Here is a 26,061-nt window from a genome sequence, read left to right as displayed (position 1 = left end):
TTTCGTCGCGTCGTCCGCTACAGCGAGAAGTCGTAGCGGGCGCCCAGGCGGACGTAGCGGGGATCCTGATAGGAGCGCGCGATGCGGAAGTCCGGGTGCACGCTGCCGTTGGACAGTTCGCCGCCTTCGTATTCCTGGGTCACCCGCTGCTTGCCGAGCAGGTTGAACACGTCGGCGGTGAGGGTCAGGCGATGGTCGAGGAAGGCGGGCTTCCAGGCGCCGCTCAGGTCGATCGTGTAGGTCCACGGGGTGCGGCCCAGCGAGCCGCGGGGCGAGGGCTTGCCGTCGCACCAGAAGTAGTTGGGGTTGTAGTTGTACGGGTCGCCGCCGGCCGACAGCGGCCGCACGCCCAGGCAACTGATCGGGTAGCCCGAGGCGATCCGCGTCACCGTCGACAGCGACCATTCCGGGGTCGGCGTCCAGGTGCCGGTGATGCGCAACTGGTGCGTCTGGTCGCTGGCCAGCGGGCCGTTGGTGTTCTCCATGATCTGCGGGAAGTCCCAGCTCTCGGTGGTCGACACGTCGGCCTGCACGATGTCCGAATCGAGCTGGCCCTCGGAGTTGCCGTAGCTGCGCGAGAAGGTGTACTCCACCTTGCCGTACCAGTTGTCGCTGAACTGGTGCAGCGCGTACAGGTCGAGCATGTAGTAGGATCGCTTGGGCTTGGGCTCGCCGATGGCGGCGGCGTTCAGCGGCACGCTCAGGTATTCGCCCGGCGCGGGCGACAGGGTGAAGGTGTTGGCGCGGCCGGGGTTGTACAGCCAGCAGCCGGTGCTGCGCGCGATGCCGGCGGCCACCTGGGCGCCCAGGCCGTGGCTGTCGCCCCATGCCTGCAGCGGGGCGGCGTCGCAGGTGTCGTCGATCAGGCTGCGCAGCCGGCGGTACATCGCCTTGGCGCCCACCGTCCAGTTGCCGTCCAGCTGCTTGTCGAAGCCCAGGATGTATTCGTCCTGGTAGTAGGAGTGCAGCTTCTGCGCGGCCACGGTCTTGCCGTCGGGCGGCACGCCGTTCTCGTTGTTGACGTAGTACACGCCGGACGCCGAGGTGTTGATCAGGCCGGTCGGCACGCCGGTGGTCGGGTCGATGCCGGTGAAGCCGAAGTACTGCGACGGGAACAGCGAGGGGCCGGCGCCGCGGATCGCCACGCTGGTCGGCAGGCCGAGGTGGTAGCGCGCGGCGTTGGCGTAGATCTTCAGCGTGCTGTCGCCGTACACGTCCCAGGTCAGGCCCAGGCGCGGGTCGAGCTGGTGGCGCGAGCTGGCGTAGGGCACGCCCACGCCGTTGTAGTTGGTGAACTGCTCGTTGCGCAGGCCGATGTAGCCCAGCCAGCGGTCGTTGATCTGCCAGTGGTCCTCGACGAACTGCGAGCGCTGGTTGGTGCGCGCCGAGGTGCCGGTGGTGAGGCCGGTCGATTCCACGTACCAGCCGCCGGGGAACTGCGACGGGTTGTACAGGCCCGGATCGAGGCCGAGGTTGATCAGGCGCTGCCGGATGACCGAGCCGTCGCCCACGTCGCTGTAGATGTAGCCGGTGCCGCCGACGGGCGAGGCGCCCCAGGTGGCGCGCAGCACGTAGTTGTCCATGCCGGCCTTCAGCACGTGGTCGCCCAGGCGGTATTCGATGTTGAAGTTCCAGCCGTTGGTGCGGTCCTTCGAGCCGGGCATCAGCACGGTGGCGCTGCCGACGGTGCAGCCCTGCTGCGAGTAGCCCACGCGCGAGTCGGAAATGCTCGGGCAGGGCGCGCCGCTGCCGCCGGTGACGGTCTGCTGGTGGTCGGAGTTGCTCTTGCCGTACATCGCCGTCACGGTCAGGTTGTCGGTGATGTAGCCGGTGTAGTTGGCGATGTAGACGTGGCCGCCCGGCGTGCCGTTGGTCTGCGTGCCGTTGTAGTTCTTGGTGTACTGGTGGCCGAGGTAGGGGCCCTGGCCGGTGGCGTAGTCGTACTGGTAGATCTGCGAGTCGGTGGACTCGGTGTCGCCGATGCCGGTGAACTCCAGGATGTTGGAGTCGTTGATGTTCCAGTCGAGCTTGGTCAGCCAGCGGGTGGTCTTGTTGGTGATGTTGTCCTGGTTGCCCGACAGCACCGGCAGGTTGCGGATGACGCTGTCGCTGGGGCCGGTGATCTGGCCGGACGAGTGGATCCAGTCGGCGGCGGCGAAGAAGTACAGCTTGTCCTTCACCAGCGGGCCGCCGATCGAGCCGGAGTACTGCATGCCGCCGTTGTCGCGCGGCGCCCAGGTGTTGCCCTTCTGGTACAGCGTGCCCTTCTGCGACGTGTCGCTGACGCGGTAGATGCTGCGCGGTTCCTGGGCGAGCTTGCTGGGCGACCAGAACGCCTGGATGTCGCCCTTCCACTGGTTGGAGCCGCGCTTGGTCACCACGTTGATGACGCCGCCGGTGGAGCGACCGTATTCGGCGCCGTAGCCGCCGATCAGCACCTGCTCCTGGTCGATCGCGTCGTACGGCAACTGGCGCGAGCTGACGCCGGTCAGCGGGTTGGTGACCGAGAAGCCGTTGACGTAGTAGGCGTTCTCCGCCGCGGACGAGCCGCCGAACGACAGCGCGTTGCCGTAGCCGCGGGCCGCCGGCGTGGTGCCCGGGGCGAGCAGGGCGATCGAGCTGATCGAGGTGCGCGCGATCGGCAGCTTGGCGAGCTGGTCGGCGCTGACCACGGTGCGCGAGTCGACCGAGGAGACGTCGATGGCGGGCAGTGCGTTGCCGACCACTTCCACCGCGCCCAGGTTCTGCGCATTGGCCGCGTTCGGCGCGGCGAAGCTCACCTCGGTGCCCTGGCTGATCTGGGTCTGCACGTTGTCGCGCTCGCCCACCGTCGAGCCGTTCTGCAGCAGGGTCACCTTGTAGACGCCGATCGGCAGGGCCGCGGCGCGGTAGCGGCCGGAGGCGTCGACGGTGAGGTCGCGCTTGAGGCCGGTGCCGGTGTTTTCTATGTGCACCGTGGCGCCGGGCGCGGCCTGGCCGAAAATGACGCCGGTGGCGTTGCTCTGCGCCAGGGCGTTGCCGCTGCCCAGGCCGAGCGCCAGCGCGACGGCGAAAGTGATCTTGCGTAAATCGGATACGGAACCCTGGCGACGAACTCGCATTACCCCACCCTCCATTGAGCGACGGGCGCGACCGAGCGGCGCACCCGCCGAAACGCAGCATTGCGATTGCAAGCTGCTTGCTTTTATTCCGGAATTCCCGATGCGTGGCCTGCACGATTGCCGCGAACGCGGACGAGCGGCTTGCCTCCCCGGCATGCATTGCCCGCTTGGATCCCGCCAGCGGGCAGCAGCGACGTTACGCTGCGGAAAAACGTTACACAACGGTTAGCTGCAGGCCCCGGTGGGGTTCGCCGTGGCGCAGGAAAAAGCGATGGCGAGGCTGTTTTTTCATGCGGATGGAGAAAGATTTTTCGATCCATGCGCCATGATCCGTGACGCGATTTGCATATCAACCGTCGTGATTGAGGCGGCGACGAAATTAATTGCGAAAAGGGATTTTTCGCAATGCGGAAGAACGGTCTTTCTTTGCGCTCTTTTTATTAACTTCCAATAAACGCCGGAGGCGCCGGGAGGCTTGCCGGCAATGGCTGCCGATCGGAAAGCGGGAGAGCTAATGTGTCCCCGCCGGCCGGGCGCGATGGCGCGGAAACGAAAAGCGCCCCGAAGGGCGCTTTTCGTTCGTTCTCCGTGCGTGTGCCGCGGTCAGTAGCGCGGCACGCTCGGGTCGATCTCGGCGGCCCAGGCGTCCATGCCGCCTTCCACGTTGTGGACGTTGCTGAAGCCGTGGGCGGCGAAGCGTTCGGCGACGCCGCGGCTGGACATGCCGTGGTGGCAGATGAAGGCCAGCGCGGTGTCCTTGGGCAGGGAGGCGAGGGCGTCGTAGCCTTCTTCCTCCAGGATGCGCGCCTGCGCGAGGGGAGCCGCCTGGGCGCGGCCGTGGGCCGGGCGCACGTCGACCAGGGTGATGTCGCCGGCGGCCAGGCGCTGCTGCAACTGCTGCACGGTCAGCGAGCCGATCTCCTGCGCGCCGGGGAACTTCAGGCTGAGGCCCTCGCCCTGCACGGTGGAGACCCAGTCGATCACGATGCCCTTCGCGCGCTGCGCGCTGGCCGGGTCGAAGTGCACGTCCAGGCCGTTCGAGCTGGCCACGATGTCGTGCTCGCCGGCCGGGGCGAGCTGGAAGCCGGCGCTGTGGTCCGGGCCGATCTCCAGGTGCAGGGCCAGGCCCTGCGCATTGGCGGTGCCCTGGCGGATCGCCTCGGCAGCCTTGTCGGTGATGGTGATCGCGGGCGGCGTGCGGTCCGGCGCGGCGGCGCCGAACAACTGGTGCAGCTCGCCGCTGGTGTACATCTGGCGGATGATGTCCGAGCCGCCGACCAGTTCGCCTTCCACGTACAACTGCGGGATCGTGGGCCACTCGCCGTACAGCTTGATGCCCTCGCGGATCTCCGGGTCGTCCAGCACGTTGACCGTTTGGTAGTCCGGCAGCAGCTCGTTCAGCGTGTTGACGGCGGCGGCGGAGAAGCCGCACATCGGCTGCTGGCGGTTGCCCTTCATGAACAGCACCACGCGGTGGTCCTTGAGCAGGGTTTCGATACGTTCGCGGGTGGCGGGGTCGAGCGACATGGGGAAGGCTCCGGCAAAGAGGGCAATCATCCCATATGGCGCCGGCGCGGGAGCGGTTCAAGCGACGGCGGCGCCCCGGGAGCCGGCCCGGTATCGTCCCGCGACCCGCGTACCGGGGTTTCTCGGTGCGGCGCTCACGCGGCCGTGCGCAGCCCGGCGAGGCTGCGCCGGCGCGCGCCCAGGGGCGCCAGCGCCAGCGCGGCGGCGGGCGAGGGCAGCACCAGCTCGCGGCTGGCGCGGCCGAGCGCGGCGGGCTGCTCGCTCCAGTGGATCAGCTCCATCGCGCCGGTGTGGTCTTCGACCAGGGCGGTGCAGTGCTCGACCCAGTCGCCGTCGTTGAGGTAGAGCACGCCGTCCAGGTCGCGCACGTGGCCGTAGTGGATGTGGCCGCAGATGTGGCCGTCCAGGCCGCGTTCGCGGGCGTCGCGCGCCACCCGCTCCTCGTAGGCGCGGATGTAGGCCAGCGCCTTGCGGACATGCGACTTCACGATGATCGACAGCGGCAGGTAGGGCAGCTCCAGCCGCCGCCGCACGGCGTGCACGCGGCGGTTGCCCCAGCAGATGAAGCGGTGCATCGCCTCGCCCAGGTGCAGCATCCAGCCGCGGCCGACGTGCTCCGGGTCGAACTCGTCGCCGTGGCTGACCCGGTAGCGGCGGCCGTCGATGCCCTGGTGCTCCGCGTCCAGCTCGATCCGGATGCCGCCGATGCGCTGCCCGGCCAGGCCGCGCATCGGTGCGTCGTGGTTGCCGGGGATGTAGGTTACCTCGACGCCGCGCCGTGCCAGGTCGAGCAGCTCGGCGATCACCGCGCCGTGGTCGGCATGCCACCAGCGGCGCTTCGCCAGCGCCTCCATGTCGATGATGTCGCCGACCAGGTAGAGCTTCTCGCAGCGCAGCCTGCGCAGGAAGTCGAGCAGGTAGGCGGCCTTGCAGTCGGGCGTGCCCAGGTGCACGTCGGAGATGAAGGCGCTGCGGCAGTGGAAGGTCGCCATGACGTGTCTCCGGGGTGGCCGGGAGCACAGCATGGGGGGCGCAGGTCTCCGCCGGATGGCGGAATCGTTGCAGCGCGGTTGCGCGCGGCGCTCAGCCCAGCGCGTCGCGTGCGGCCGGGAGGATCAGCCCGGTCCACAGCTCGTACTGCTGCGCCGACGGGTGCAGGCCGTCGTCGGCGACGAGGTCCGGATGCCGGCGCGAGAGCGGGGTGATGTCGACCCAGTGCGCGCCCGCCTGCCGTGTCTCGTCGCGGGCGATGGCGTTGTATTCGTCCAGCTCGCGCGCGATCCGCGCCGCGCCGCGCGCGTCGCCGAGGCCGAAGCGGGTCGCGCCCCAGTCCGGGATCGAGACCGCCACGACCCGCGCCGGGCGGCCGCCGGCCAGCGCGACCGCGCGTTGCAGCAGTTGCCGGAACGGTTCGCGGTAGCCCTCGGCGGGGCGCTGGCGGTACTGGTCGTTGACGCCGATCAGCAGGCTGACCAGATCGTACGGCGGCGCGAGGCCGGCCGCGTCCATTCCGGCGGCCAGTTCCTCGGTGCTCCAGCCGGTGACGGCGACGATCCGCGGGTCGCCGAGCGCCACGCCGCCCTCGCGCAGCCGCCGCGCCAGCACGGCCGGCCAGCGCGCCTCGGCCGGCACCGCCTCGCCGATCGTGTAGGAATCGCCGAGGGCGAGGTAGGACAGCGGCGCAGGCATCGGCGGCTCCGGGGCTCTCAGGGATGGTCTGAATAACTGGATCTTTGTTCGTCACTCCTGCGCAAGCAGGAGGCGCTTTTCAACAGCCGAAGGGCTGGTCGTCCATTCAATGGTCTGGAGGCACTGGATCCCAGCCTGGGCTGGGATGACGGACAAAATCAGAGCTTCCTCAGGCGTGGGCGGCGACGGGGCGTGCCTGCTGCCCGGCGGCCATCCGCGCGAGCGTGCGCTCGATCCGCACGAATACCTCGGCGAGCTGGGCCGGCGGCGGCAGCAGGGTCAGCCGGAAATGGCGGCTGGCGGGCACGTTGAAGCTGGAGCCCGGCACCACCAGCACCGATTCCTCCTCGAGCAGTCGCAGGGCGAAGGCGTTGTCGTCGAAGCCGGCGAGCCGGTCGGCGCGCACGGAAGGGAACGCGTACAGCGCGCCGCCGGGCACCACCAGGTCCAGGTAGGCGCTGGCGGCGACGCCCTCGGCGACGGCGCGGCGCGCCTCGTGCAGGCGGCCGCCGGGCGCGATCAGCGCGCCGATCGTGGGCGCGCCCTGCAAGGCCGGCTGCACCGCCCACTGCGCGGTCACGTTCGCGCACAGCCGCAGCGCGGCCAGCAGTTGCAGGGCGTCGCGGTACTCCGCGCTGCGCGCCGGATCGCCGGACAGGCTCATCCAGCCGACCCGGTAGCCGCAGGCGCGATGCACCTTGGACAGGCCGCCGAAGCTGATGCACGGCAGCTCGCCGGCCACCTCGGCCAGCGGCTGGAACGGCGTGCCGTCGTAGAGGATCTCGTCGTAGATCTCGTCGCTGAGCAGCAGCAGGCGGTGGCGCGCGGCGATCGCGGCCAGCCGTTCCAGCAGCGCGCGCGGGTACACCGCGCCGGTCGGGTTGTTCGGGTTGATCAGCACCAGGGCGCGGGTGCGCGGGGTGACCAGCGCCTCGATCTCGTCCGGGTCGGGCAGGTGGCCGTGCTCGGCGAGGCAGCGGTAATAGCGCGGCACGCCGTCGTTGAGGATGGTGGCGGCGCTCCACAGCGGGTAGTCGGGGCTGGGCAGCAGCACCTCGTCGCCCGGCTGCAGCAGCGCGCGCAGGCTCAGGTCGATCAGCTCGCTGACGCCGTTGCCGACGAAGATGCGCTCGACCTCCACGTGGCGCGCGCCGCGGGCGCGCTGCTGCGCGGCGATCGCCTCGCGCGCCGCCTCCATGCCCTGTTCGTGGCCGTAGGCCTCGCTGTCGTGCAGGTTGGCGGCGACCGCCTCGCGCAGGTGCGCCGGGGTCTCGAAGCCGTAGCGGCCGGGATTGCCGATGTTGAGCTTGATGATGTCGAGGCCGGCGGCCTCCAGCTCGCGCGCGCGGCGGGTCAACGCACCGCGGATCTCGTAACGCACGTCCGCCAGGTGCGCACTGGGTCTGATCGAAGCCAACGCTGGTTCCTCGGAATGGAAAAGCCGGCCGGGCCGCAGCCGGCCACCGGTAGCGCCGCATGCTAGCAGCGCGGCGGCGCCCGTGGCATGGCCGGCGGCGGGCCTTTACGGGCAGGGCCGCGGGCAGGGCATAATCGGCCGAGCCACGCCACCGAAGCCATCCATGAGCGATGCCGAAACGATCGAACGCCTGCGCCGCATCGGCTGGCGCGGCGACGCGCTGCCGGCCGGCGGGCGCCGGCTGGCCCGGGTGGTGGCGCAGCACCGCGCCGGCTACGAGCTGCACGACGGCGAACAACTGTTCGGCGCGCAGCCGGACGGGCGCTTCCTCAAGCGCGGGCTGGACCCGGCCGCGCGGCCGGCGGTGGGCGATTTCGTCGAACTGGAGGAAGGCAAGCCGCCGCACATCGTCCAGGTGTTGCCACGGCGCAGCGTGCTGTCGCGCGCGGCCGCCGGCGAGCGCTACGAGCGCCAGTTGATCGCCACCAACATCGACTACGTGCTGGTGCTGACCGGGCTGGACGGCGACTTCAACCCGGCGCGGATCGAGCGCTACCTCAGCCTGATCGAGGATTCCGGCGCGCAGCCGGTGGTGCTGCTGAGCAAGCTCGACACCCGCGACGATGCCGGCGCCGTGCTGGCGGCCCTGCGCGGGCGGCTGCCGGCGAGCACGCCGATCCATGCGATCAACGGCAAGGACCCGGCCAGCGCGGCCCTGCTGGCGCCCTACCTGCAGCCGGGCGACAGCGCGGTGCTGGTCGGCTCCTCCGGCGCGGGCAAGTCCACCCTCACCAACACCCTGCTCGGCACCGAGCGCATGGCTACCGGCGAGGTGCGCGGCAGCGACAGCCGCGGCCGCCACACCACCACCCACCGCGCCCTGCTGCAACTGCCCAGCGGCGGCTGCCTGATCGACACCCCCGGCATGCGCGAGCTGAAGCTCACCGGCGAGGAGAACCTCGACCTGTTCGCCGACATCGAGGCGCTGGCCGAGCGGTGCCGCTTCGCCGACTGCGGCCACGGCAGCGAGCCGGGCTGCGCGGTGCAGGAGGCGCTGGACAGCGGCGAACTGGCCGCCGAGCGCTGGCGCAACTACCTGAAGCTGCGCGACGAGCGCGAGGACCAGGCCGCCACCCTGGAGGCGCGCCTGCGCCGCCAGCGCGGCGGCCGCCCGAGCGAGCGGCCGCACGGCCACCGCGGCCAGCGCGAGCGGGATTGATAAGCGGCAAGGACATCCGGTTTCAGATACGCCGAGATTGGCCATCGGTGGGGAGCACAGGCATGCAGAGGTTGTCGTCGTCGTTGACAAGGTTCTACAAACGAACCTCTCCGATGCTGTGGTTTGGCTTCCTTTCGTTGTTCCTGGTTTTTTTGATATGGAACTGGGTACAACCGGACAAGTTCGGCGGAGAGCGGCCTGATGGTATGGCCGTGCTGATTCCGCTGCTGATGGCCGGTTTTGGCTATGTGCTATTCCGCTACTTGATCTTCGACCTGATGGACGAGGTCTGGCTGGAGGGTGACTGGCTGATGGTGAGGAATCGCAGCGCGCAGTGCCGTATCCCTTTGCTGGACGTGGTGAACGTCACGGCCACTAGCTCGACCAGTCCGAGGCGGGTTACGGTGATGCTGCGCAGGCCATCGCGCTTCGGTAGCAATTTCACCTTCATGCCGGTTGCCTCGTTTCATTTATTCGCCGCGTTCCGGCCCGACCCGGTGGCGACCGCGTTAACCAAGCGGGTAGAAGCCTTACGCGGAGTCGACCGATGAGCGCGCCTCCGGCTGCCGTGGCGCCCGGACTGCAACGCTACGCCGCGCTCGACCAGCGCCTGCTGGCGGCGGCGCGCGGCATCAACATCCTGCCCACGGTGGCGTGGCCGGCCTCGCTGGAGGACCGCATGATCGCGGCCTATGCCCAGGGTCGGTTCACCCTGCCGGAGGTGGGCTACGTGCGGCCGGACCTGTCCGCCACCCGCGCCGAGCTGGCGGCGATCGAGCGCGAGGCCGGGCACGACGACCCGCTGGGCGAGTACCTGTGCCGCACCGCCGAATCGTGGCGGATCGCCGCGGAGATGCTGGAGGCGGTCGGCACGGCCGGCGTCACCGCGCCGTCGATCGTGCTGTACGGCCGGCCGGGCGACCCGATCCCCGGCAGCAGCCGCAGCAACCTCGACGCGGCGCGCTACTTCGTCGAGCTGTCCGACGAGCTGGGCGCCGACCTGCTCGCCGACGACGTCAGCGTGGACATCTCCGCCGAGACCCTGCGCACCGACCTGGGCAAGACGCTGGACGCCTTCTTCGGCACCGGCGTGATCAGCGTGGAAGTGGACCCCGAGCTGACCGCCAAGGCCGCCGCCGGCGCCACCCGCATCCGCCTGCGCGGCGGCACCTCGTTCAGCGAATACGATCGCCACCAGTTGCTCGCGCACGAGGCCTTCGTGCACTCGCTGACCGCGCTGAACGGCCGCGCGCAGCCGCTGCTGGCCTCGCTGGCGCGCACCTCGCCGCGGGTCACCGCCACCCAGGAGGGGCTGGCGGTGTTCGCCGAGCTGATGTCCGGCGCGATCGACATCGCCCGGCTCAAGCGCATCAGCCTGCGCATCCTGGCGATCGACATGGCGCTCGGTGGCGCCGACTTCGTCGAGGTGTACCGGTTCTTCCGCGACCGCGGGCAGACCGGGGCGGACAGCTTCCACTCGGCGCAGCGGGTGTTCCGCGGGGTGCCGCTGACCGGCGGCGCGGCGTTCGCCAAGGACAACGTCTACCTGTCCGGCCTGCTCGCGGTGCACACCTTCTTCCGCTGGGCGCTGAAGCAGCGGCGGATGGACCTGCTGCGCCACCTGTTCGCCGGCAAGCTGGCCCTGCACGACGTGATCAGCCTGGAGCCGCATTTCGCCTCCGGCGCGATCCAGCCGCCGCGCTGGCTGCCGCCGTGGATGCAGCACGTGCACGGGCTGGCCGGCAAGCTGGCGTTCTCGCTGTTCGTCAACCGCATCCACATGGGCAAGGTGCAGGCCGACGAGCTGTCGCTGAGCCTGTAGCAGACTGTCGCAGCCGTGCCGTCGGCGGTTCGGTGGCGCGGGGCCCGGTGCTAACATGCCGCTTCGCCTTTCCGGCCCGTTCCCAACCACTTTCAAGCGATCCCATGGCCCACTCCGAAGATCTGCGCCTCGCCGCGCTCGAGTACCACCGCCATCCCCGCCCGGGCAAGATCAAGGTCTCCGCGACCAAGGCGATGGTGACCCAGCGCGATCTCGCCCTGGCCTACTCGCCCGGCGTGGCCTACGCCTGCGAGGCGATCGTCGAGGATCCCAACGCCGCCAGCGAGATGACCGCGCGAGCCAACCTGGTGGCGGTGATCACCAACGGCACCGCGGTGCTCGGCCTGGGCGACATCGGCCCGCTGGCCGGCAAGCCGGTGATGGAAGGCAAGGGCGTGCTGTTCCAGAAGTTCGCCGGCATCGACGTGTTCGACATCGAGCTGGCCGAGCGCGACCCGGACAAGCTGGTCGAGATCATCGCCGCGATGGAGCCGACCTTCGGCGGCATCAACCTGGAGGACATCAAGGCGCCGGAGTGCTTCATCGTCGAGCGCAAGCTGCGCGAGCGGATGAAGATCCCGGTGTTCCACGACGACCAGCACGGCACCGCGATCATCGTGGGCGCCGCCGTGCTCAACGCGCTCGAAGTGGTCGGCAAGGACATCGAGGACGTGAAGGTCGCCACCACCGGCGCCGGCGCGGCCGGCATCGCCTGCCTGGACATGCTGGTGGCGCTGGGGGTGAAGCCGCAGAACATCGTCGCGTTCGACCGCGAGGGCGTGATCTACCAGGGGCGGCCCAACCTCGACCCGGACAAGGCGCGCTACGCGCGCGACACCGACAAGCGCACCCTGGCCGAGATCGTGGCCGGCGCAGACGTGTTCCTGGGCCTCTCGGCCGGCGGCATCCTCAAGCCGGAGATGGTCGCGACGATGGCCGACAGACCGGTCATCCTGGCGCTGGCCAACCCGAACCCGGAAATCCTGCCGGAAGACGCCAAGCGCGTGCGGCCTGACTGCATCGTCGCCACCGGCCGCTCGGACTACCCGAACCAGGTCAACAACGCGCTGTGCTTCCCGTACATCTTCCGCGGCGCGCTGGACGTGGGCGCCACCGGCATCAACGAGGCGATGAAGCTGGCCTGCGTGCGGGCGATCGCCGAGCTGGCCCGCATGGAGGCCTCGGACCTGGCCGGCGCCTATGGCGGCGAGGTGCCCTCGTTCGGCGCCGAGTACCTGATCCCGCGCCCGTTCGATCCGCGCCTGCTGGTGATGCTGGCGCCGGCGGTGGCGCAGGCGGCGATGGACTCGGGCGTGGCCGTCCGCCCCATCGAGGACATGGACGCCTACCGCGAGAAGCTCGGCCAGTTCATCTACCGCACCAGCCTGCTGATGAAGCCGGTGTACGAGCGCGCGCGCGCCGACAGGAAGCGCGTGGTCTACGCCGAGGGCGAGGAGGAGACCGTGCTGCGCGCGGTGCAGACGGTGATCGACGAGAAGCTCGCCTTCCCGATCCTGATCGGCCGGCCGGACGTGATCGAGTCGCGCATCCAGCGCCTCGGCCTGCGCATGCGCGAGGGCGTCGATTTCGAGCTGACCAACATCAACGACGACCCGCGCTTCAACGAGTACTGGCAGCAGTACCACGCGCTGACCGAGCGCCGCGGCGTCACCCCGGCGGCGGCGAAGAACCTGCTGCGCTCGCGGCCCACCCTGATCTCCGCGCTGATGGTCGAGCGCGGCGAGGCGGACGCGATGATCTGCGGCCTGGTCGGGCGCTACCACAAGAAGCTCGGCTACCTGCGCAGCGTGTTCGACCTCGACCCCGGCGTGCAGTGCACCTCGGCGATGACCGGCGTGATCAACGACCAGGGCGCGTGGTTCTTCGTCGACACCCACGTGCAGGTCGACCCCACGGCCGAGCAGATCGCCGAGGCCACGCTGCAGGCCAGCTACCGCCTGAAGCTGTTCGGCATCGAGCCGAAGGTGGCGCTGCTGTCGCATTCCAACTTCGGCAGCCACGACAACGCCAGCGCGGCGAAGATGCGCAAGGCCTACCAGTTGATCCGCGCGCGCGCGCCGAAGCTGGAGATCGACGGCGAGATGCAGGCCGACACCGCGTGGAGCGAGGGGCTGCGCCAGCGGATCTTCCCCAACACCACGCTCGGCGGCCGCGCCAACCTGTTCGTGCTGCCGAACCTGGACGCGGCCAACATCGTCTACAACATGGTGCGGGTGATGACCGACGGCGTGGCGATCGGCCCGATCCTGATGGGCGTGGACAAGTCGGCGCACATCCTCACCCCGGCTTCGACCGTGCGCCGCGTGGTCAACATGACCGCGATCGCCGCGGTCGATGCGCAGATCCGCGCGGCCCAGGGCGAGCGGCGCGGCTGACGCGCCGCCGGTCCTCCGGGGCTCCATGCGCCGGCGCACGGGGCCGTCCAATGGCGGCGGCGGCGCGTGGCGGCTAGAATCGGGCGAATAAGCTCGTCGCCCGGGCCAGCCGCCCCGCTCCATGCCGGGCCGCCGCCCGGGAGCCCGGTCCGGCCGGCCGACGAACCCGGTCCCGTCGCATTCCCCGGCGACGCGTATCCACTTCAAGCCGGCGCCCGGCGCTGCGGAGAATCTTCATGGATCAGCTCGACGACATCCTCCACCAGGACATCGACCCTACCGAAACCCAGGAGTGGGTCGAGTCGCTCGACGCCGTCATCAACCACGACGGCACCGAGCGCGCGCACTACCTGCTGGAGCGGATGGTCGACTCGACCCGGCGCGCCGGCGGCCACCTGCCGTTCAACCCGACCACCGAATACGTCAACACCATCCCGCCGAACCTGGAGGCGAAGAGCCCGGGCGACGCGGCGATGGAGTGGCGCATCCGCACGCTGATCCGCTGGAACGCGATGGCGATGGTGGTGCGCGCCAACCGCAAGCCTGGCGAGCTGGGCGGCCACATCGCCAGCTTCGCCTCCAGCGCGACGCTGTACGACGTCGGCTTCAACCATTTCTGGCGCGCGCCCAGCGCCGAGCATCCGGGCGACCTGGTGTTCCACCAGGGCCATTCCAGCCCGGGCATCTACGCTCGCTCCTTCCTGGAAGGACGCATCAGCGAGGAGCAACTGGACCTGTTCCGCATGGAGGTGGCCGGCAAGGGCCGCGGCCTGTCCTCCTACCCGCACCCGTGGCTGATGCCGGACTACTGGCAGGTGCCTACCGTGTCGATGGGCCTGGGTCCGATCCAGGCGATCTACCAGGCGCAGTTCTGGAAGTACCTGGAGCACCGCGGGCTGGTGCCCAAGAGCGACCGCAAGGTCTGGTGCTTCATGGGCGACGGCGAGACGGACGAGCCGGAGTCGCTGGGCGCGATCTCGCTGGCCGGCCGCGAGGGCCTGGACAACCTGATCTTCGTCATCAACTGCAACCTGCAGCGCCTGGACGGCCCGGTGCGCGGCAACGGCAAGATCATCCAGGAACTGGAAGGCGTGTTCCGCGGCGCCGGCTGGAACGCGATCAAGGTGGTCTGGGGCAGCTACTGGGATCCGCTCCTGGCGCGCGACAAGGACGGCGTGCTGCGCAAGCTGATGATGGAAACCGTCGACGGCGAGTACCAGGCCTGCAAGGCGTTCGGCGGCGCGTACACGCGCGAGCATTTCTTCGGCAAGTACCCGCAGACGCGCGAGATGGTCGCCAACCTCAGCGACGACGACATCTGGCGCCTGAACCGCGGCGGCCACGACCCGCACAAGGTCTATGCGGCCTACAACGCGGCGGTGAACACCAAGGGCATGCCCACGGTGATCCTGGCCAAGACGGTGAAGGGCTACGGCATGGGCGCGGCCGGCGAGTCGCAGAACCCGACCCACCAGCAGAAGAAGCTGGACGAGGAAGCGGTGCGCCACTTCCGCGACCGCTTCCAGATCCCGATCGGCGACGACCGCCTGAAGGACGTGCCGTACTACCACCCGGGCAAGGACTCGCCGGAAGTGCAGTACATGCTCGAGCGCCGCAAGGCGCTCGGCGGCGCGCTGCCGCAGCGCCGGCGCAAGGCCGAGGCGACGCTGAAGGCGCCGGAACTGGCCGCGTTCGAGCAGATCACCAAGGGCACCGGCGACCGCGAGATCAGCACCACCATGGCGCTGGTGCGCGGCATGAACCTGCTGCTGCGCGACAAGCAGATCGGCGACCGCGTGGTGCCGATCGTCGCCGACGAGGCGCGCACCTTCGGCATGGAAGGCATGTTCCGCCAGATCGGCATCTACGCGCCGTTCGGCCAGAAGTACCGCCCGCAGGACGCCGACCAGTTGCTGTACTACCGCGAGGACCAGAAGGGCCAGGTGCTGCAGCAGGGCATCAGCGAGGCCGGCGGCATGGCCTCGTGGATGGCCGCGGCGACCAGCTACAGCATCAGCAACCAGGCGATGCTGCCGTTCTTCATCTACTACTCGATGTTCGGCTTCCAGCGCATCGGCGACCTGTGCTGGGCCGCCGGCGACATGCGCGCGCGCGGCTTCCTGATCGGCGGCACCTCCGGCCGCACCACGCTCAACGGCGAGGGCCTGCAGCACGAGGACGGCCATTCGCACCTGATGGCCGGTGCGATCCCGAACGTGAAGTCGTACGACCCGACCTTCTCCTACGAGGTGGCGGTGATCCTGCAGGACGGCACCCGCCGGATGATGCAGGAGCAGGAGGACGTGTACTACTACATCACCGTGATGAACGAGAACTACAGCCATCCGGACCTGCCCAAGGGCAGCGAGGAAGGCATCATCAAGGGGATGTACCTGTTCCGGGATTCGGGATTGGGGATTCGGGATTCGGCTAAAGGCAAGAGCAAGGCAACGGCGCCGTGCGTGCAGTTGCTTGGCTCGGGCACGATCCTGCGCGAGGTGATCGCGGCGGCCGAGCTGCTGGAGAAGGACTTCGGCGTGAAGTCCGACATCTGGTCCTGCCCCAGCTTCGTCGAGCTGCGCCGCGACGGCTTCGACGCCGAGCGCTGGAACCGCCTGCATCCGGAAGCCGAGCAGCGGGTGCCGTACGTCACCGGCCTGCTGCAGGGCCGCGCCGGCCCGGCGGTCGCCGCCACCGACTACGTGCGCGAGTACGCCGACCAGATCCGCGCCTTCCTGCCCGACGGCATGCACTACACCGTGCTGGGCACCGACGGCTTCGGCCGTTCGGACACTCGCGCCCATCTGCGCGATTTCTTCGAGGTGGACCGTTACTGGATCGCGCACGCGGCGCTGGCCGCGCTGGCGAAGGAAGGCAAGGTCAACGCCAAGGACGTCAGCCGGGCGATCAAGGAGTACAAGCTCGACCCGGAACGGCCCAACCCGATGACCCGGTAAGTCCGCCGCCGTCAGGGCGCCACGAGAAAACCCCGCCCCGGCGGGGTTTTTTCTTGGGACACGGCTTCTTCACCTGCGCTATACCCGGCGCGGCGTCCAGTCACTATCCTGCGCGGGACGGGGGATCCGGCGATGGCGGCGACGGCGGCGCGATGCCTGCCACGGGCAGGGAGGCGCCAGCCGTCGAGACACAAGGAGAGGGCCATGCAAACCGTCCGTCCGTACGTCTGTCTTTTCGGTGGGGCCGTCGCCCTGGCATTGGCCGGCTGCCACAAGGCGGCCGTCCAGCCCGAGCCGCGGCCGGCGCCGGAACCGGCCGCGGCTCGCGCCGCCCCCATGCAGAAGCAGAGCCTGTCGGCCGACGCGCTGTTCGCGTTCGGCAAGGCGCAGCTCAAATCCGCGGACAATGCCGAGCTGGATGCGCTGGCCGGCCAGTTGCGCGCCGCGCCGCAGGTCGACTCGGTACGGCTGGTGGGCTACACCGACCGGATCGGCAGCGAGCAGGCCAACCGGAAGCTCTCCGGGCAGCGCGCCGAAGCGGTGCGCGACTACCTGGTGGCGCATGGCGTGCCGGCCGGCCTGATCCGGACCGAAGGCCGCGGCGCCGCCGACCCGGTGGCCGACTGCCCGGACGAGAAGGGCAAGGCGCTGGTCGCCTGCCTGGCGCCGAACCGCCGCGTCGTCGTCGAGGCCGCCCTGCGCGATGGCGGCGCGGCGCCGGTCGCGGCGATTCCCGCGGGCCGGCGCAGCGTGACCCGCACGGTATGGGTCGGCCCGTACACGGTGCCGTGCGATTCCGACGGCTCGGGCCGCTGCTACCGCGTGCGCGAGAGCGAGGACGGGCCGTGGAAGCTGTGGCAGGGACGCATCCAGGGCTTCGACTACGTCGAGGGCAACGACTACGAGCTGGTGGTCAAGGCCTACAGCTCGGACGTGAAGATGGAGAACCCGTCCAAGGACCCGGCCTCGCGCTACGTGTTCTCGAACGACCGGGGGCCGTTCGTGGTGTGGGTGCTCGACCACGTGGTGAGCCAGCGTCCGCACGCCGGGCGTTGAGCCACCCTACCCGGACCCGTGCCTGGCGGGCAGGCCGTTCGCGTTTGCGGGAACTGCATCATCCCGAGAGCCGCGGCGTACCACTATGCTGCGCGTCGCCCGGCCGCCGGCCGCATTCCGGCCGGCCCGGCGCCCTCGTGGAAGCCGCCCGTCAGTCCAAGGAAAGTGCCATGCAGAAAACCGTTCGTCTGTACGTCTATACGGCCATGGGCGGCATCGCCCTGGCGCTTGCCGGTTGCCACAGGGAAGCCAGCAAGCCGGCGCCCGCGCCGGCGCCTGCCGCGCCCGTCGTGGAGCAGGCCCACCAGACCCTGTCCGCCGATGCGCTGTTCGCCTTCGGCAAGGCGACCCTCAAGACCGGCGACGCCAACAGCGAGCTGGACGGCCTGGCGGAGAAGCTCAAGCAGGCCAGCCGGATCGAATCGGTCCAGCTACTGGGCTATACCGACCGCATCGGCGGCGACAAGGCCAACGAAAGGCTCTCGCTCAAGCGTGCCGAAGCGGTGCGCGACTACCTGGTCGGGCACGGCGTGCCGGCCGACGCGATCAAGGTGGAAGGCCGCGGCGCCGCCGACCCGGTGGCGGACTGCCCCGACCTCAAGGGCAGGAAGCTGATCGCCTGCCTGGCGCCGAACCGCCGCGTGGAGGTGAACATCTCGACGATCGACTGACGTCCGCCGGGCAAGCTGCAAGGGCCGGGCGGGCGACCGTCCGGCCCTTGGCGTTTTTAGCCGGATGGGCGACTACTCGTCGTCGTCGCTGCGGAACGCGCGGCGCAGCAGCAGGAAGGCGCCGATCGTGCCGGCCACGATCGCGGCGGCGGCCACCGGGTGCCGGCTGACGTGCCGGCGCGCGCGGCGGTACTGGTACGCGGCCTCGTCGCTCATGTCCTCGGCGAAGCGCGACAACTGCCGGCCGTAGCTTGGCGCCCTGCGGCCGAACCGGCTGGTGGCGCGGCGGCCGCGCTCGATCAGGTCGCCGGCGGCATCGGCGGTTTCGTCGGCGTAGTGGCGCACGCGTTCCCGCACGCGCTCGCTGACACCGTTGAGCTGGCGCTCGAGGTCACGGTTTCTGTTCATCGGGAGGCTCCTTGGGCTTGCAGGGCTAAGGAGCTTGGCGTGCCGGGCGTGAGCGGGACGTGGATGCCGGGCCGCGGCGCGGCCGCGGTTCAGTTGCCGGCAGGGGGGTGGGATGCGGGCGGCCTGGCTAGAGGGTGTCGGCCGCCGGCGCCTCCTGGATGGGCTCGGGTTCCGCATGCAGGCGCTGGCGCCGGCGCAGGGTGGGGAACATCGCCATCCACAGGCCCACCACCACCAGCGTGCCGATCCCGCCGACCGCGGTGGCCCCCACCGCGCCGAGCCAGGCCGCCAGCAGGCCGGACTCGAACTCGCCCAGCTGGTTGGAGGTGTTGATGAAGATCGCGTTCACCGCGCTGACCCGGCCGCGCATGTCGTCGGGCGTGTCCAGTTGCACCAGCGCGCCGCGGATCACCATGCTGACCATGTCGAACGCGCCCAGCGCGAACAGCGCGGCCAGCGACAGCCACAGCACGGTGGAGAAGGCGAACACCAGCGTGGCGACGCCGAAGCCGGCCACCGAGGCGAACATGATCGCGCCCACCCGGCGCTCCATGTTGTGCCGCGCCAGCCAAAGCGACATCAGCAGCGCGCCCACCGCCGGCGCCGCGCGCAGCAGGCCCAGCCCCCACGGGCCGGTGTGCAGGACGTCCTTGGCGAAGATCGGCAGCAGCGCGGTGGCTCCGCCCAGCAGCACGGCGAACAGGTCCAGCGAGATCACCCCGAGCACGTCCTTGCGCGCGCGGATGAAGTGCACGCCGGCGAACAGCGTCTTCAGCGTCGCCGGCTCGCGCTTCGGCGGCGCCTGCTCGTAGCGCAGCCGGGCCATCAGCGCCACCGAGACCAGGTACAGCGCGCCGCACACCGCATACACTACGCCGGGGCCGGCCACGTACAGGAAGCCGCCGATCGCCGGGCCCATGATCATCGCCGCCTGGCCGGCCGAGGCGTTCACCGCCATCGCGCGCGGCAGGATCCTGGGCGGCACCAGGGCTGGCAGCATCGACTGCAGGGCGGGGAACTCGAACGCCTTGGCCACGCCGATCGCGAACACCAGCAGCAGGATACCGGCCTCGTGGATGCCGCCGAGCAGGGTCAGCGCGGCCAGCAGCGCGATCGCGATCCATTCGATCACCTGCCCGAGCAGCACGATGCGCCGCCGCTCGAACTGGTCGGCGACGTGGCCGGCCGGCAGCGCCAGCAGCACCGAGGGAACGAACTGCACCAGGCCGATCAGGCCCAGGTCCAGCGCGCGGCCGGTGATCGCGTAGATCTGCCAGCCGACCGCCACCGACAGCATCTGGAAGCCGAAGCCGGACGCGGTCCTGGCGAACCAGAACTGGACGAACGCGCGATGCCCGAGCAGCGAGTCGGCAGGGGCGGGAGGAGTGGAAGGCGGCATGGGAATCCTTGCGGGTCCGGCATTATCGGTCGTCGCGGCGGCGCTTGTCGCGCCATGGCGGTCCATGCGCTTGCGTGCCGTTCGCTTCACCCCGGCTTGCCCGGCGGCGCGCTAGGTTCGGGGCATCGCATCGCCACGGGAGATCGCCATGGGTCGCCATGCCGAACGCGTCGTCACCGATCCGGCCGCCATCCGGCGACTGGAGGCGCTGGTCGGCGTCCTGCCCACCAACGGCCACGTCGCGCTCACGCTGGAGAACGGCGACGTCTGCGACGGCTTCGTCAGCGAGCGGCCGAACGTGCAGTTGTTCCTCGACCCCGACGGGAACGAGGGCATCAACGGCGTGGTCCGCCTGGAGCGGCCGGACGAGCCGGACTGGAGCCGCTTCGTCTGGCTCGACCAGGTCGCCCGGATCGAGCACTTCGACTCCACCCTGGGCAGCGAGAGCTGAGTTCAGGCCAGGTCGTCGGCCAGCCGCTACATCGCCGCGACGGGTCCGGGCGAGGTGCGGGCGGGCGCCGCATCCAGCCCGAACAGCGACCGCCGCCAGTGCACGCGACGGATCACGCACCCATGCAGCCGCCGCTACCGCGCCCAGTTGCGCGAGCGTTTCGGCGAGGCGCCGGCCGGCGCCTCGCCTGACGCCGGGTTGCGCGTCACGGCCGGCTCGTTCCACTCTAGCCGCCTGTCCTTTCGAGGTGCCTGCCGATGAAACGCCCGATGCCATGTTCCTTCGCCGTGCTGCTGTGCGGCGCCCTCGCGCTCGCCGGCTGCTCGCAGCAGGCCGGCCAGGCCGACCAGGCCGCCGCGCCTGCGGCGGCGCCGGGCCAGCCGCCGGGCAAGGAGGCCGAGGCCGTGCAGAAGCTGGAGACCTACCGCCAACTGCTGCGCATCAAGAACGACGAGATGGCGGTGACCATGGGCCACGACATCCTGGACCGCTATCCGGGCACGGCCGCGGCGAAGGAGGTGCAGCAGAGCCTGCCGCCGATCGAGCAGCGCTGGAAGGAAAACAGCGAGAAGAACCGCCTCGCCGCGCTGTGGCTGTACCAGGTCTCGCCGATGCAGGGCGGCACGCAGTCCACCGCGACGATCTACAGCAGCAAGCCGTCCGGCAACGACCGCGTGCGGCTGGTGCTGCGCCGGCACACCGAGTGGGGCCAGAACGCCTTTCTCTACGGCAACGGCCACGGCTTCGTGTGCAAGGGCAACTGCACCATCGCCAGCACGGTCGACGGCAAGCCGGTGGGGATCAAGGCCTTCGCGCCCACCACCGGCGAGCCGGCGCTGATGATCCGCGACGACAAGGCCTTCATCGCGATGCTGCAGAAGGCGAAGAAGATCAGCATGAACGTCACCCTGCAGGACGGCGAGAAGAAGCAGGAGCTGGTCTACGAGGTCGGCGGCTTCGATCCGGCCAAGTGGCTGCCGGTCGGCAAGGGCAAGAAGAAGTGACCGTGTAGGCCGGCGGGCGGCTCGCGCGTTCCCGCAGATGTCCGTCGAGGAGGCATCGCCATGAAATACAACCGTCCGTGGCTTTCCGGGGCCGGCCTTGCCGGCCTGCTCGCGCTGCTGGCCGCCTGCTCCGGCGTCCCCCGGGCGCAGCAGGACAGCCAGCGCCAGGCCGCCTATGCGGCGGCGGCCGGCGCGCCGGTGCGCAGCTTCCGTTTCTTCACGCTGTACTCGTGGGAGCCGCTGGGCAGGGACCGGCTGGCCGTCTATACCCGGCCCAACGAGGCGTGGCTGCTCGACGTGGGCGGCTGCACCGACCTGGAATTCACCCAGGCCATCGGACTCACCTCGAACCTGCACGAGGTCTCGGTGGGCTTCGACAAGGTGCTGACCGGCCGGCGCGACTTCCCCTGCACGATCCGGCAGATCCGTCCGGTCGACGTGGCGAAGCTGAAGGCGGTGCAGCACGAGCAGCGGCGGATCGAGGCTGCCGCGCGTCCTGTCTCGCAGTCCTGAGGCGCTACGCGGCTGCGGCGTCCCCGACCGCCCTCAGGGACGCAGCACCGGCCAGCCGAGCAGCGGATGCTTGCCGGGCACGTATGCCTCCAGCATGGCCGGTGCGAGTTCGAGCCCGCGGTCGCTGTTGGTGAACCACAGCACGCCGCGGCCGCTGCCGGGGCAGGCCATGAAGAACGACTGGAAGCCCTCGTTGATGCCGTGGTGGAACGCGCAATCCCCGTCGGGCCGCGTCTCGATGCCCACGCCCAGTCCCCAGCCCAGCGCGTATTTCGCATCCACCACGGTCTGCCGCTGGCGTTCCAGGGCCAGGGCGGTCCCCGGCGCGGCCAGCAGCAGCGCCCGCACGAACTTCGCGTAGTCGGCCGGCGTGGTGTAGAGCGAGGCCGCGGCGATCGGGCGGCGGAAGCGCGCGGTGTCGATGGCGTGGCCCCGCTTGTCGTAGCCGGTGGCGACGCGGCCGGCGTAGGCGTCGCGCCATACGAAGCTGCTGTCGCGCATGCCCAGCGGCCGGAAGACCTGCGCGTCGGCCAGCGGCTGCAGCGGCTGGCCGGCGATGGCCTCCAGCGCCGCGGCCAGGTAGGCGAAGCCCTCGCCGGAATAGTTCCAGCGCGTCCCCGGATCGGCGACGAACCGCAAGGGTTCGCCGAAGGCCCAGTTGGGCAGGCCGCTGCGATGGCTGAGCACCATCCGCGCCGTCACCTTCGCCAGGCGCGGATCGGCGTCGCTATCCCATTGCGGGCTGTCGCCCAGGGGGCGCCGGTCGTGCCGGTAGGGGCCGTGCAGGTAGCCGGCGAGCGGCTTGTCCAGGTCCAGCCGTTTCTGTCCGGCCAGCTTCAGCGCGATCAGTGAGACCACCGGCTTGCTCAGCGACGCCGCCTGGAACACGGTGCGGCCGGACATCGGCCGCCGCCGTGCCGTATCCGCGAGGCCGCAGGCGCTCACGGCGGTGCGCTGGCCGGCCAGCGACACGATCACCGCGCCGGGCACGCCGTGGCTGCGCAACCCGGCCTGGGAGGGACATTCGCCGGCGCGCGCGGCGTTGCACGCGGCCGAGGCGGCAAGCAGCAGACCGAGCAGAGGGATGCGCATCGCGGTTTGCCCGGGTTGGCGGCGGATGCGTGGAAACTGCCCGGCGCCGCGCGCCGGGAACAGGGCCATTCGGCATGGATGTGCCGAACGATGGCCCGGCCGGGACCGGGCGGCGGCTTCAGTGCAGGAACAGCTTCTCGGCGATCTTCGCCAGCGGTTTTTCCATCGCGTTCTGCAGCCGCGGCGGCAGGTCCAGCGGCTTGAGCAGCATCTTCACCGTCATCTCGGCGGGGATGTTCCGGCGCAGCAGGCCCTGCGCGCGGTTGCTGATGCGGCGGAACGCCGCCTCGTCGCCGCGGTGCTGCGGGTAGCACTGGTTGAACACGTGGCGCAGCGCGATGTCGCTGTCCTCGCTCTTGATCTCGTTGACCCGGCGCAGGATCGCGCGGAACACCTTGTAGCGGCCGAAGCCCTCGCGCTCGCGGTACAGCCGGTAGTGCTGGTAGAAGTGCTTGTAGTGGCGCACCTCGTCGCTCTTGATGCGGCCGGTGAGCTCCTTCAGCACCGGCTCGTCGGTGATGTCGTTGAGTGCGCGGTACAGGCTGGCGGTGCCGGTCTCCACCACGCAGCGCGCGGCCAGCTCCAGGCCGCGGCTGGGTTCGAGCTGGTCGGCGGTGCACACCGCGCCGTATTCCTTCCAGAACGCCTGGAAGCCGGCCTCCCAGTCGAACTCGGGCCATACCGCCTTGACGTAGGCGGCCAGCGCGCGGCCGTGCTGCAGCTCCTCGTGTTCCCAGTGCTGGCTGAGCCAGGTCTGCAACTCCTGGTCGCCGGCGAAGTGGTCGACCAGGTTGTGCGTGTACAGGTCCGAGCCGCTCTCGACGAAGGACGAGCTGCATAGCAGGAAGAACAGGTCTTCGTCATGGCGGACCCGGGCGACGTCGATGCGACTGAGGTCGAGGCTTTCCAGGGTCCAGGGCAACGATGCGGCATAACTCACGTGCGGGTTCCTGCGGCAGGTGGAGCAGGGGCGGCCCACCCCCGCATGACGGAATGGTGACAGGATACGGGCGGAGCGCAACGGTGGATTAACGCCAGCCCGCCGGCGGGCGTCCGCGGCGCCTTGAGCGCGCCGCGCTCAGCGCACCACGGTGACCGGCACGTGCGCCCGCGCCAGCACGTCGCCGGAGACCGAGCCGAGCAGCCAGCGCGCCAGCGCGCCGCGCTCGGTGTGGCCGATCACGATGTGGTCCACGCCGTGCTGGCGCACCTGGTTGAGCAGGCTGTCGCCGGGGCTGCCGTGGACCACTTCCAGGTCGACCAGGCTGGCCATGTCGGGAGCCAGCGCGGCCAGTTCCTCGGTCAGTTCGGCGATCCGCCGGGTGCCGGCGTCGGCGTCGGACATCATCAGCGTGGTCGCGTCGGCGCCGCTCTCGATCACCTGGAGCACCGACACCACGCGCACGCGGCCGCCGCAGGCGCGGGCCAGCGCCGTGGCGAACTCGAAGGCGCGGCGCGAGGATTCCGAACCGTCGTAGCCGACCAGTGAATACTTGAGCATGTCGCAACCTCCGCATGGAATGCGCCGATTATGCCGCCTGCGGCCGGCGGACGAGCCGCGGCAGGCCGGTTCCGTCCGCCCGTGCGGCCGCGGCCAATGGTCGCGGCCTTGTCTTTCACGCGGTTTTTTCCTTGCTGAACGCGCGTGCGGGCGCAGGCGGTTTCTTCACGAATGTCGCTCCAGACTCGCTCCGCGTCACAACCCGACCACCCGGTCTTACGGAGGAAGCCACAATGATCAAGCGTACTTTGGGAATGGCGGCACTGGTGCTGGCATGTGCCACGGCCACGGCCGCCCTGCCGACGATGGCGCGCGCCGATGACGCGCAGGTGAAATGCGACCTCCGCTTCAACCTGGAAGGCTGGTCGTTGATCTACAAGCATGCCGAGGGCCGCGGCACGGTGACCTGCAGCAACGGCCAGTCGTCGCCGGTGAAGATCAGCGTGGTCGGCGGCGGCCTCACCGCGGGCAAGTACCGCATCACCAACGGCAAGGGCGAGATCAGCAAGGTGCGCGGCATCGCCGACGTCTTCGGCGACTACGCGCAGGCCGGCGCCGAGGCGGGCGTGGTGAAAAGCTCGACCGCGCAGGTGCTGACCAAGGGCACCACCTCGCTGGCGCTCGCCGGCACCGGCGAGGGCGTGAACCTGGGCGTGTCGGTGGGCAAGTTCACCATCGCCAAGCCCTGAGCGGCGAAGGCCGGGGTCTTCGGAAGGCGCCGCGAGGCGCCTTCCGCTTGACCGGGCGCGTATACACTGGGGCGGTTTCCCTTCGCGGAGTATCGCCATGCGTCGTTTCCTGCAACTGCTCGCTACAGGCCTGCTCTACGGTTGCCTTGCCGCGGCCTTCGCCGCGACGCCGCAGGTGGGCCGGCGCGCCCCCGACTTCCGCCTGCAGGACCAGAACGGCCACTGGCAGTCGCCCGCCGACCACCATGGACGCTGGCTGGTGCTGTACTTCTACCCGAAGGATTTCACCCCCGGCTGCACCACCGAGGTGTGCACCTTCCGCGACGACGTGCTGAGGCTGCGCAAGGCCGGCGCCGACGTGGTCGGCGTGAGCCTGGACGACGTGGCGTCGCACGCGAAGTTCGCCGAAAAGTACCGCGTGCCGTTCCCGCTGCTGGCCGATACCGATCGCAAGGCGGCCGAGGCCTACGGCGTGCTGGGCTCGAAGCTCGGCTTCCACTACGCCAGGCGCACCACCTTCCTGATCGACCCGCAGGGCAGGGTGGCGAAGGTCTACGAGGACGTCGACCCGGAAAAGAACGCCGCCCAGGTACTGGCCGACCTCGCCGCGCTGAAGGCGGCCTCCTGATGCCGCCGGCACGACGCGGCGGCCCGTCGTCGGCGCACCGCTTCGCCGGCTGGAGCATCGCCTGCTGGATCGTGCTGCTGCTGGCCGCGTTCGGCGGCCTGCAATACCTGCGGCACGCCGCCTATCCCTACCTGCTGGCGTCCTTCGCGGTGATCGTGGTCAGCGCCGGCTGCATCCTGCGCCAGGCCTGGGCACGGCAGCCGATGCGCGTGCTCGCCGTGCTGCTGGTGCTGTGGGCACTGGCGAGCGGCGGCCTGATGCTGGCGCAGTGGGGCCAGTTCGAGCAGGCCCGCCAGCATGCGTTGGCCCAGCCGCAGATCGCCGACGTCCTGCTGGCGATGATCGAGCAGGCGCGGCGCAGCTATCTGCTCGGTCTGGTGCTCAAGGCGCTGCTGGTGCCGCTGCTGCTGTGGCTGGCCTGGCGGCTCGGCCAGCCGGCGGTGCGCGGGCAGTTCCGCGCGCGCCGCGGCACGCGCTGAGCCGCCGGGCGCGCCGCGCCGGCGGGCGGATTCAGCACGGGT

Annotated in this window: 23 protein-coding genes; 13 read left to right on the top strand and 10 right to left on the bottom strand. The window is 70.1% G+C overall.

Features of this window, described 5'->3' with window-relative positions:
- Window positions 1-17: 17 nt before the first annotated feature.
- From ASG87_RS00865 to ASG87_RS00845, 5 genes are all read right to left on the bottom strand, one after another.
- Window positions 18-3,101: a TonB-dependent receptor gene (locus tag ASG87_RS00865; RefSeq protein WP_055999397.1), complete on the bottom strand. Its 3,084-nt coding sequence runs from the start codon at window positions 3,099-3,101 to the stop codon at window positions 18-20.
- A gap of 603 nt (window positions 3,102-3,704) precedes the next feature.
- A complete protein-coding gene (grxD, locus tag ASG87_RS00860; protein ID WP_055999394.1) occupies window positions 3,705-4,628 on the bottom strand; it encodes a Grx4 family monothiol glutaredoxin in 924 nt (307 codons plus the stop codon).
- Window positions 4,629-4,762: 134 nt separating this feature from the next.
- A complete protein-coding gene (locus ASG87_RS00855; protein ID WP_055999391.1) occupies window positions 4,763-5,620 on the bottom strand; it encodes a UDP-2,3-diacylglucosamine diphosphatase in 858 nt (285 codons plus the stop codon).
- Window positions 5,621-5,711: 91 nt separating this feature from the next.
- Complete coding sequence (locus tag ASG87_RS00850; RefSeq protein WP_055999388.1) at window positions 5,712-6,317, bottom strand: SGNH/GDSL hydrolase family protein; 606 nt, start codon at window positions 6,315-6,317, stop codon at window positions 5,712-5,714.
- A 169-nt stretch (window positions 6,318-6,486) separates the two neighbouring features.
- Window positions 6,487-7,734 (bottom strand): aminotransferase class I/II-fold pyridoxal phosphate-dependent enzyme, encoded by a 1,248-nt coding sequence (locus ASG87_RS00845; RefSeq protein WP_055999385.1) that lies wholly within the window; start codon window positions 7,732-7,734, stop codon window positions 6,487-6,489.
- Between the two features lie 163 nt (window positions 7,735-7,897).
- On the opposite strand from ASG87_RS00845, the gene rsgA reads away from it, so the two are divergent.
- The 7 genes from rsgA to ASG87_RS00810 all read left to right on the top strand — a co-directional run bounded on the left by rsgA (window position 7,898) and on the right by ASG87_RS00810 (window position 17,855).
- The gene (gene rsgA / locus ASG87_RS00840) at window positions 7,898-8,953 is read left to right on the top strand and encodes a ribosome small subunit-dependent GTPase A (RefSeq protein ID WP_055999382.1); all 1,056 of its coding nucleotides are present in this window, start codon (window positions 7,898-7,900) and stop codon (window positions 8,951-8,953) included.
- Window positions 8,954-9,015: 62 nt separating this feature from the next.
- Window positions 9,016-9,504: a hypothetical protein gene (locus ASG87_RS00835; protein WP_055999379.1), complete on the top strand. Its 489-nt coding sequence runs from the start codon at window positions 9,016-9,018 to the stop codon at window positions 9,502-9,504.
- Window positions 9,501-10,775 carry a flavohemoglobin expression-modulating QEGLA motif protein gene (locus tag ASG87_RS00830; protein WP_055999376.1) on the top strand — a complete coding sequence of 425 codons (1,275 nt, stop codon included), beginning with the start codon at window positions 9,501-9,503 and terminating at the stop codon, window positions 10,773-10,775. Before ASG87_RS00835 ends, ASG87_RS00830 begins: the two co-directional genes overlap by 4 nt.
- Window positions 10,776-10,879: 104 nt before the next feature.
- Window positions 10,880-13,171, top strand: coding sequence for an NADP-dependent malic enzyme (locus ASG87_RS00825; protein WP_055999373.1), 2,292 nt, complete (start codon window positions 10,880-10,882; stop codon window positions 13,169-13,171).
- Window positions 13,172-13,407: 236 nt separating this feature from the next.
- Window positions 13,408-16,128 carry a pyruvate dehydrogenase (acetyl-transferring), homodimeric type gene (gene aceE, locus ASG87_RS00820; RefSeq protein WP_055999370.1) on the top strand — a complete coding sequence of 907 codons (2,721 nt, stop codon included), beginning with the start codon at window positions 13,408-13,410 and terminating at the stop codon, window positions 16,126-16,128.
- 204 nt (window positions 16,129-16,332) lie between these two features.
- Window positions 16,333-17,184 carry an OmpA family protein gene (locus ASG87_RS00815; RefSeq protein ID WP_162258287.1) on the top strand — a complete coding sequence of 284 codons (852 nt, stop codon included), beginning with the start codon at window positions 16,333-16,335 and terminating at the stop codon, window positions 17,182-17,184.
- A gap of 170 nt (window positions 17,185-17,354) precedes the next feature.
- Window positions 17,355-17,855 (top strand): OmpA family protein, encoded by a 501-nt coding sequence (locus ASG87_RS00810; RefSeq protein ID WP_157510819.1) that lies wholly within the window; start codon window positions 17,355-17,357, stop codon window positions 17,853-17,855.
- 72 nt (window positions 17,856-17,927) lie between these two features.
- Here the strand turns inward: ASG87_RS00810 and ASG87_RS00805 are convergent, their stop codons facing one another.
- Both ASG87_RS00805 and ASG87_RS00800 read right to left on the bottom strand, forming a co-directional pair.
- On the bottom strand, window positions 17,928-18,263 hold the full coding sequence (locus ASG87_RS00805) for a hypothetical protein (protein ID WP_055999361.1): 336 nt from the start codon (window positions 18,261-18,263) through the stop codon (window positions 17,928-17,930).
- Between the two features lie 127 nt (window positions 18,264-18,390).
- The gene (locus ASG87_RS00800) at window positions 18,391-19,662 is read right to left on the bottom strand and encodes an MFS transporter (protein ID WP_055999358.1); all 1,272 of its coding nucleotides are present in this window, start codon (window positions 19,660-19,662) and stop codon (window positions 18,391-18,393) included.
- 148 nt (window positions 19,663-19,810) lie between these two features.
- Between ASG87_RS00800 and ASG87_RS00795 the strand changes: the two genes are divergently transcribed.
- From ASG87_RS00795 to ASG87_RS00785, 3 genes are all read left to right on the top strand, one after another.
- Window positions 19,811-20,113: a DUF3247 family protein gene (locus ASG87_RS00795; RefSeq protein ID WP_055999355.1), complete on the top strand. Its 303-nt coding sequence runs from the start codon at window positions 19,811-19,813 to the stop codon at window positions 20,111-20,113.
- 269 nt (window positions 20,114-20,382) lie between these two features.
- A complete protein-coding gene (locus ASG87_RS00790; RefSeq protein WP_235499531.1) occupies window positions 20,383-21,117 on the top strand; it encodes a hypothetical protein in 735 nt (244 codons plus the stop codon).
- A 60-nt stretch (window positions 21,118-21,177) separates the two neighbouring features.
- Window positions 21,178-21,630 (top strand): DUF6491 family protein, encoded by a 453-nt coding sequence (locus ASG87_RS00785; protein ID WP_055999349.1) that lies wholly within the window; start codon window positions 21,178-21,180, stop codon window positions 21,628-21,630.
- Between the two features lie 33 nt (window positions 21,631-21,663).
- Here ASG87_RS00785 and ASG87_RS00780 read toward each other — a convergent pair whose 3' ends face one another.
- From ASG87_RS00780 to ASG87_RS00770, 3 genes are all read right to left on the bottom strand, one after another.
- The gene (locus tag ASG87_RS00780; protein ID WP_162258286.1) at window positions 21,664-22,722 is read right to left on the bottom strand and encodes a serine hydrolase domain-containing protein; all 1,059 of its coding nucleotides are present in this window, start codon (window positions 22,720-22,722) and stop codon (window positions 21,664-21,666) included.
- A 118-nt stretch (window positions 22,723-22,840) separates the two neighbouring features.
- A complete protein-coding gene (locus ASG87_RS00775; protein WP_055999341.1) occupies window positions 22,841-23,662 on the bottom strand; it encodes a ferritin-like domain-containing protein in 822 nt (273 codons plus the stop codon).
- A 138-nt stretch (window positions 23,663-23,800) separates the two neighbouring features.
- Window positions 23,801-24,223, bottom strand: a complete 423-nt coding sequence (locus tag ASG87_RS00770; RefSeq protein ID WP_055999338.1) for a universal stress protein — start codon at window positions 24,221-24,223, stop codon at window positions 23,801-23,803.
- 233 nt (window positions 24,224-24,456) lie between these two features.
- Here ASG87_RS00770 and ASG87_RS00765 point away from each other — a divergent pair, with 233 nt between their 5' ends.
- The 3 genes from ASG87_RS00765 to ASG87_RS00755 all read left to right on the top strand — a co-directional run bounded on the left by ASG87_RS00765 (window position 24,457) and on the right by ASG87_RS00755 (window position 26,019).
- Complete coding sequence (locus ASG87_RS00765; RefSeq protein ID WP_055999336.1) at window positions 24,457-24,912, top strand: hypothetical protein; 456 nt, start codon at window positions 24,457-24,459, stop codon at window positions 24,910-24,912.
- A gap of 97 nt (window positions 24,913-25,009) precedes the next feature.
- Window positions 25,010-25,540 (top strand): peroxiredoxin, encoded by a 531-nt coding sequence (locus ASG87_RS00760; protein ID WP_055999333.1) that lies wholly within the window; start codon window positions 25,010-25,012, stop codon window positions 25,538-25,540.
- Window positions 25,540-26,019 (top strand): hypothetical protein, encoded by a 480-nt coding sequence (locus ASG87_RS00755; protein ID WP_055999330.1) that lies wholly within the window; start codon window positions 25,540-25,542, stop codon window positions 26,017-26,019. Before ASG87_RS00760 ends, ASG87_RS00755 begins: the two co-directional genes overlap by 1 nt.
- Window positions 26,020-26,061: the final 42 nt, after the last annotated feature.

The organism is Frateuria sp. Soil773 (genome assembly GCF_001428405.1).
Lineage (GTDB): Bacteria > Pseudomonadota > Gammaproteobacteria > Xanthomonadales > Rhodanobacteraceae > LMSL01.
This window is presented reverse-complemented; position numbering and strand designations above follow the sequence as displayed.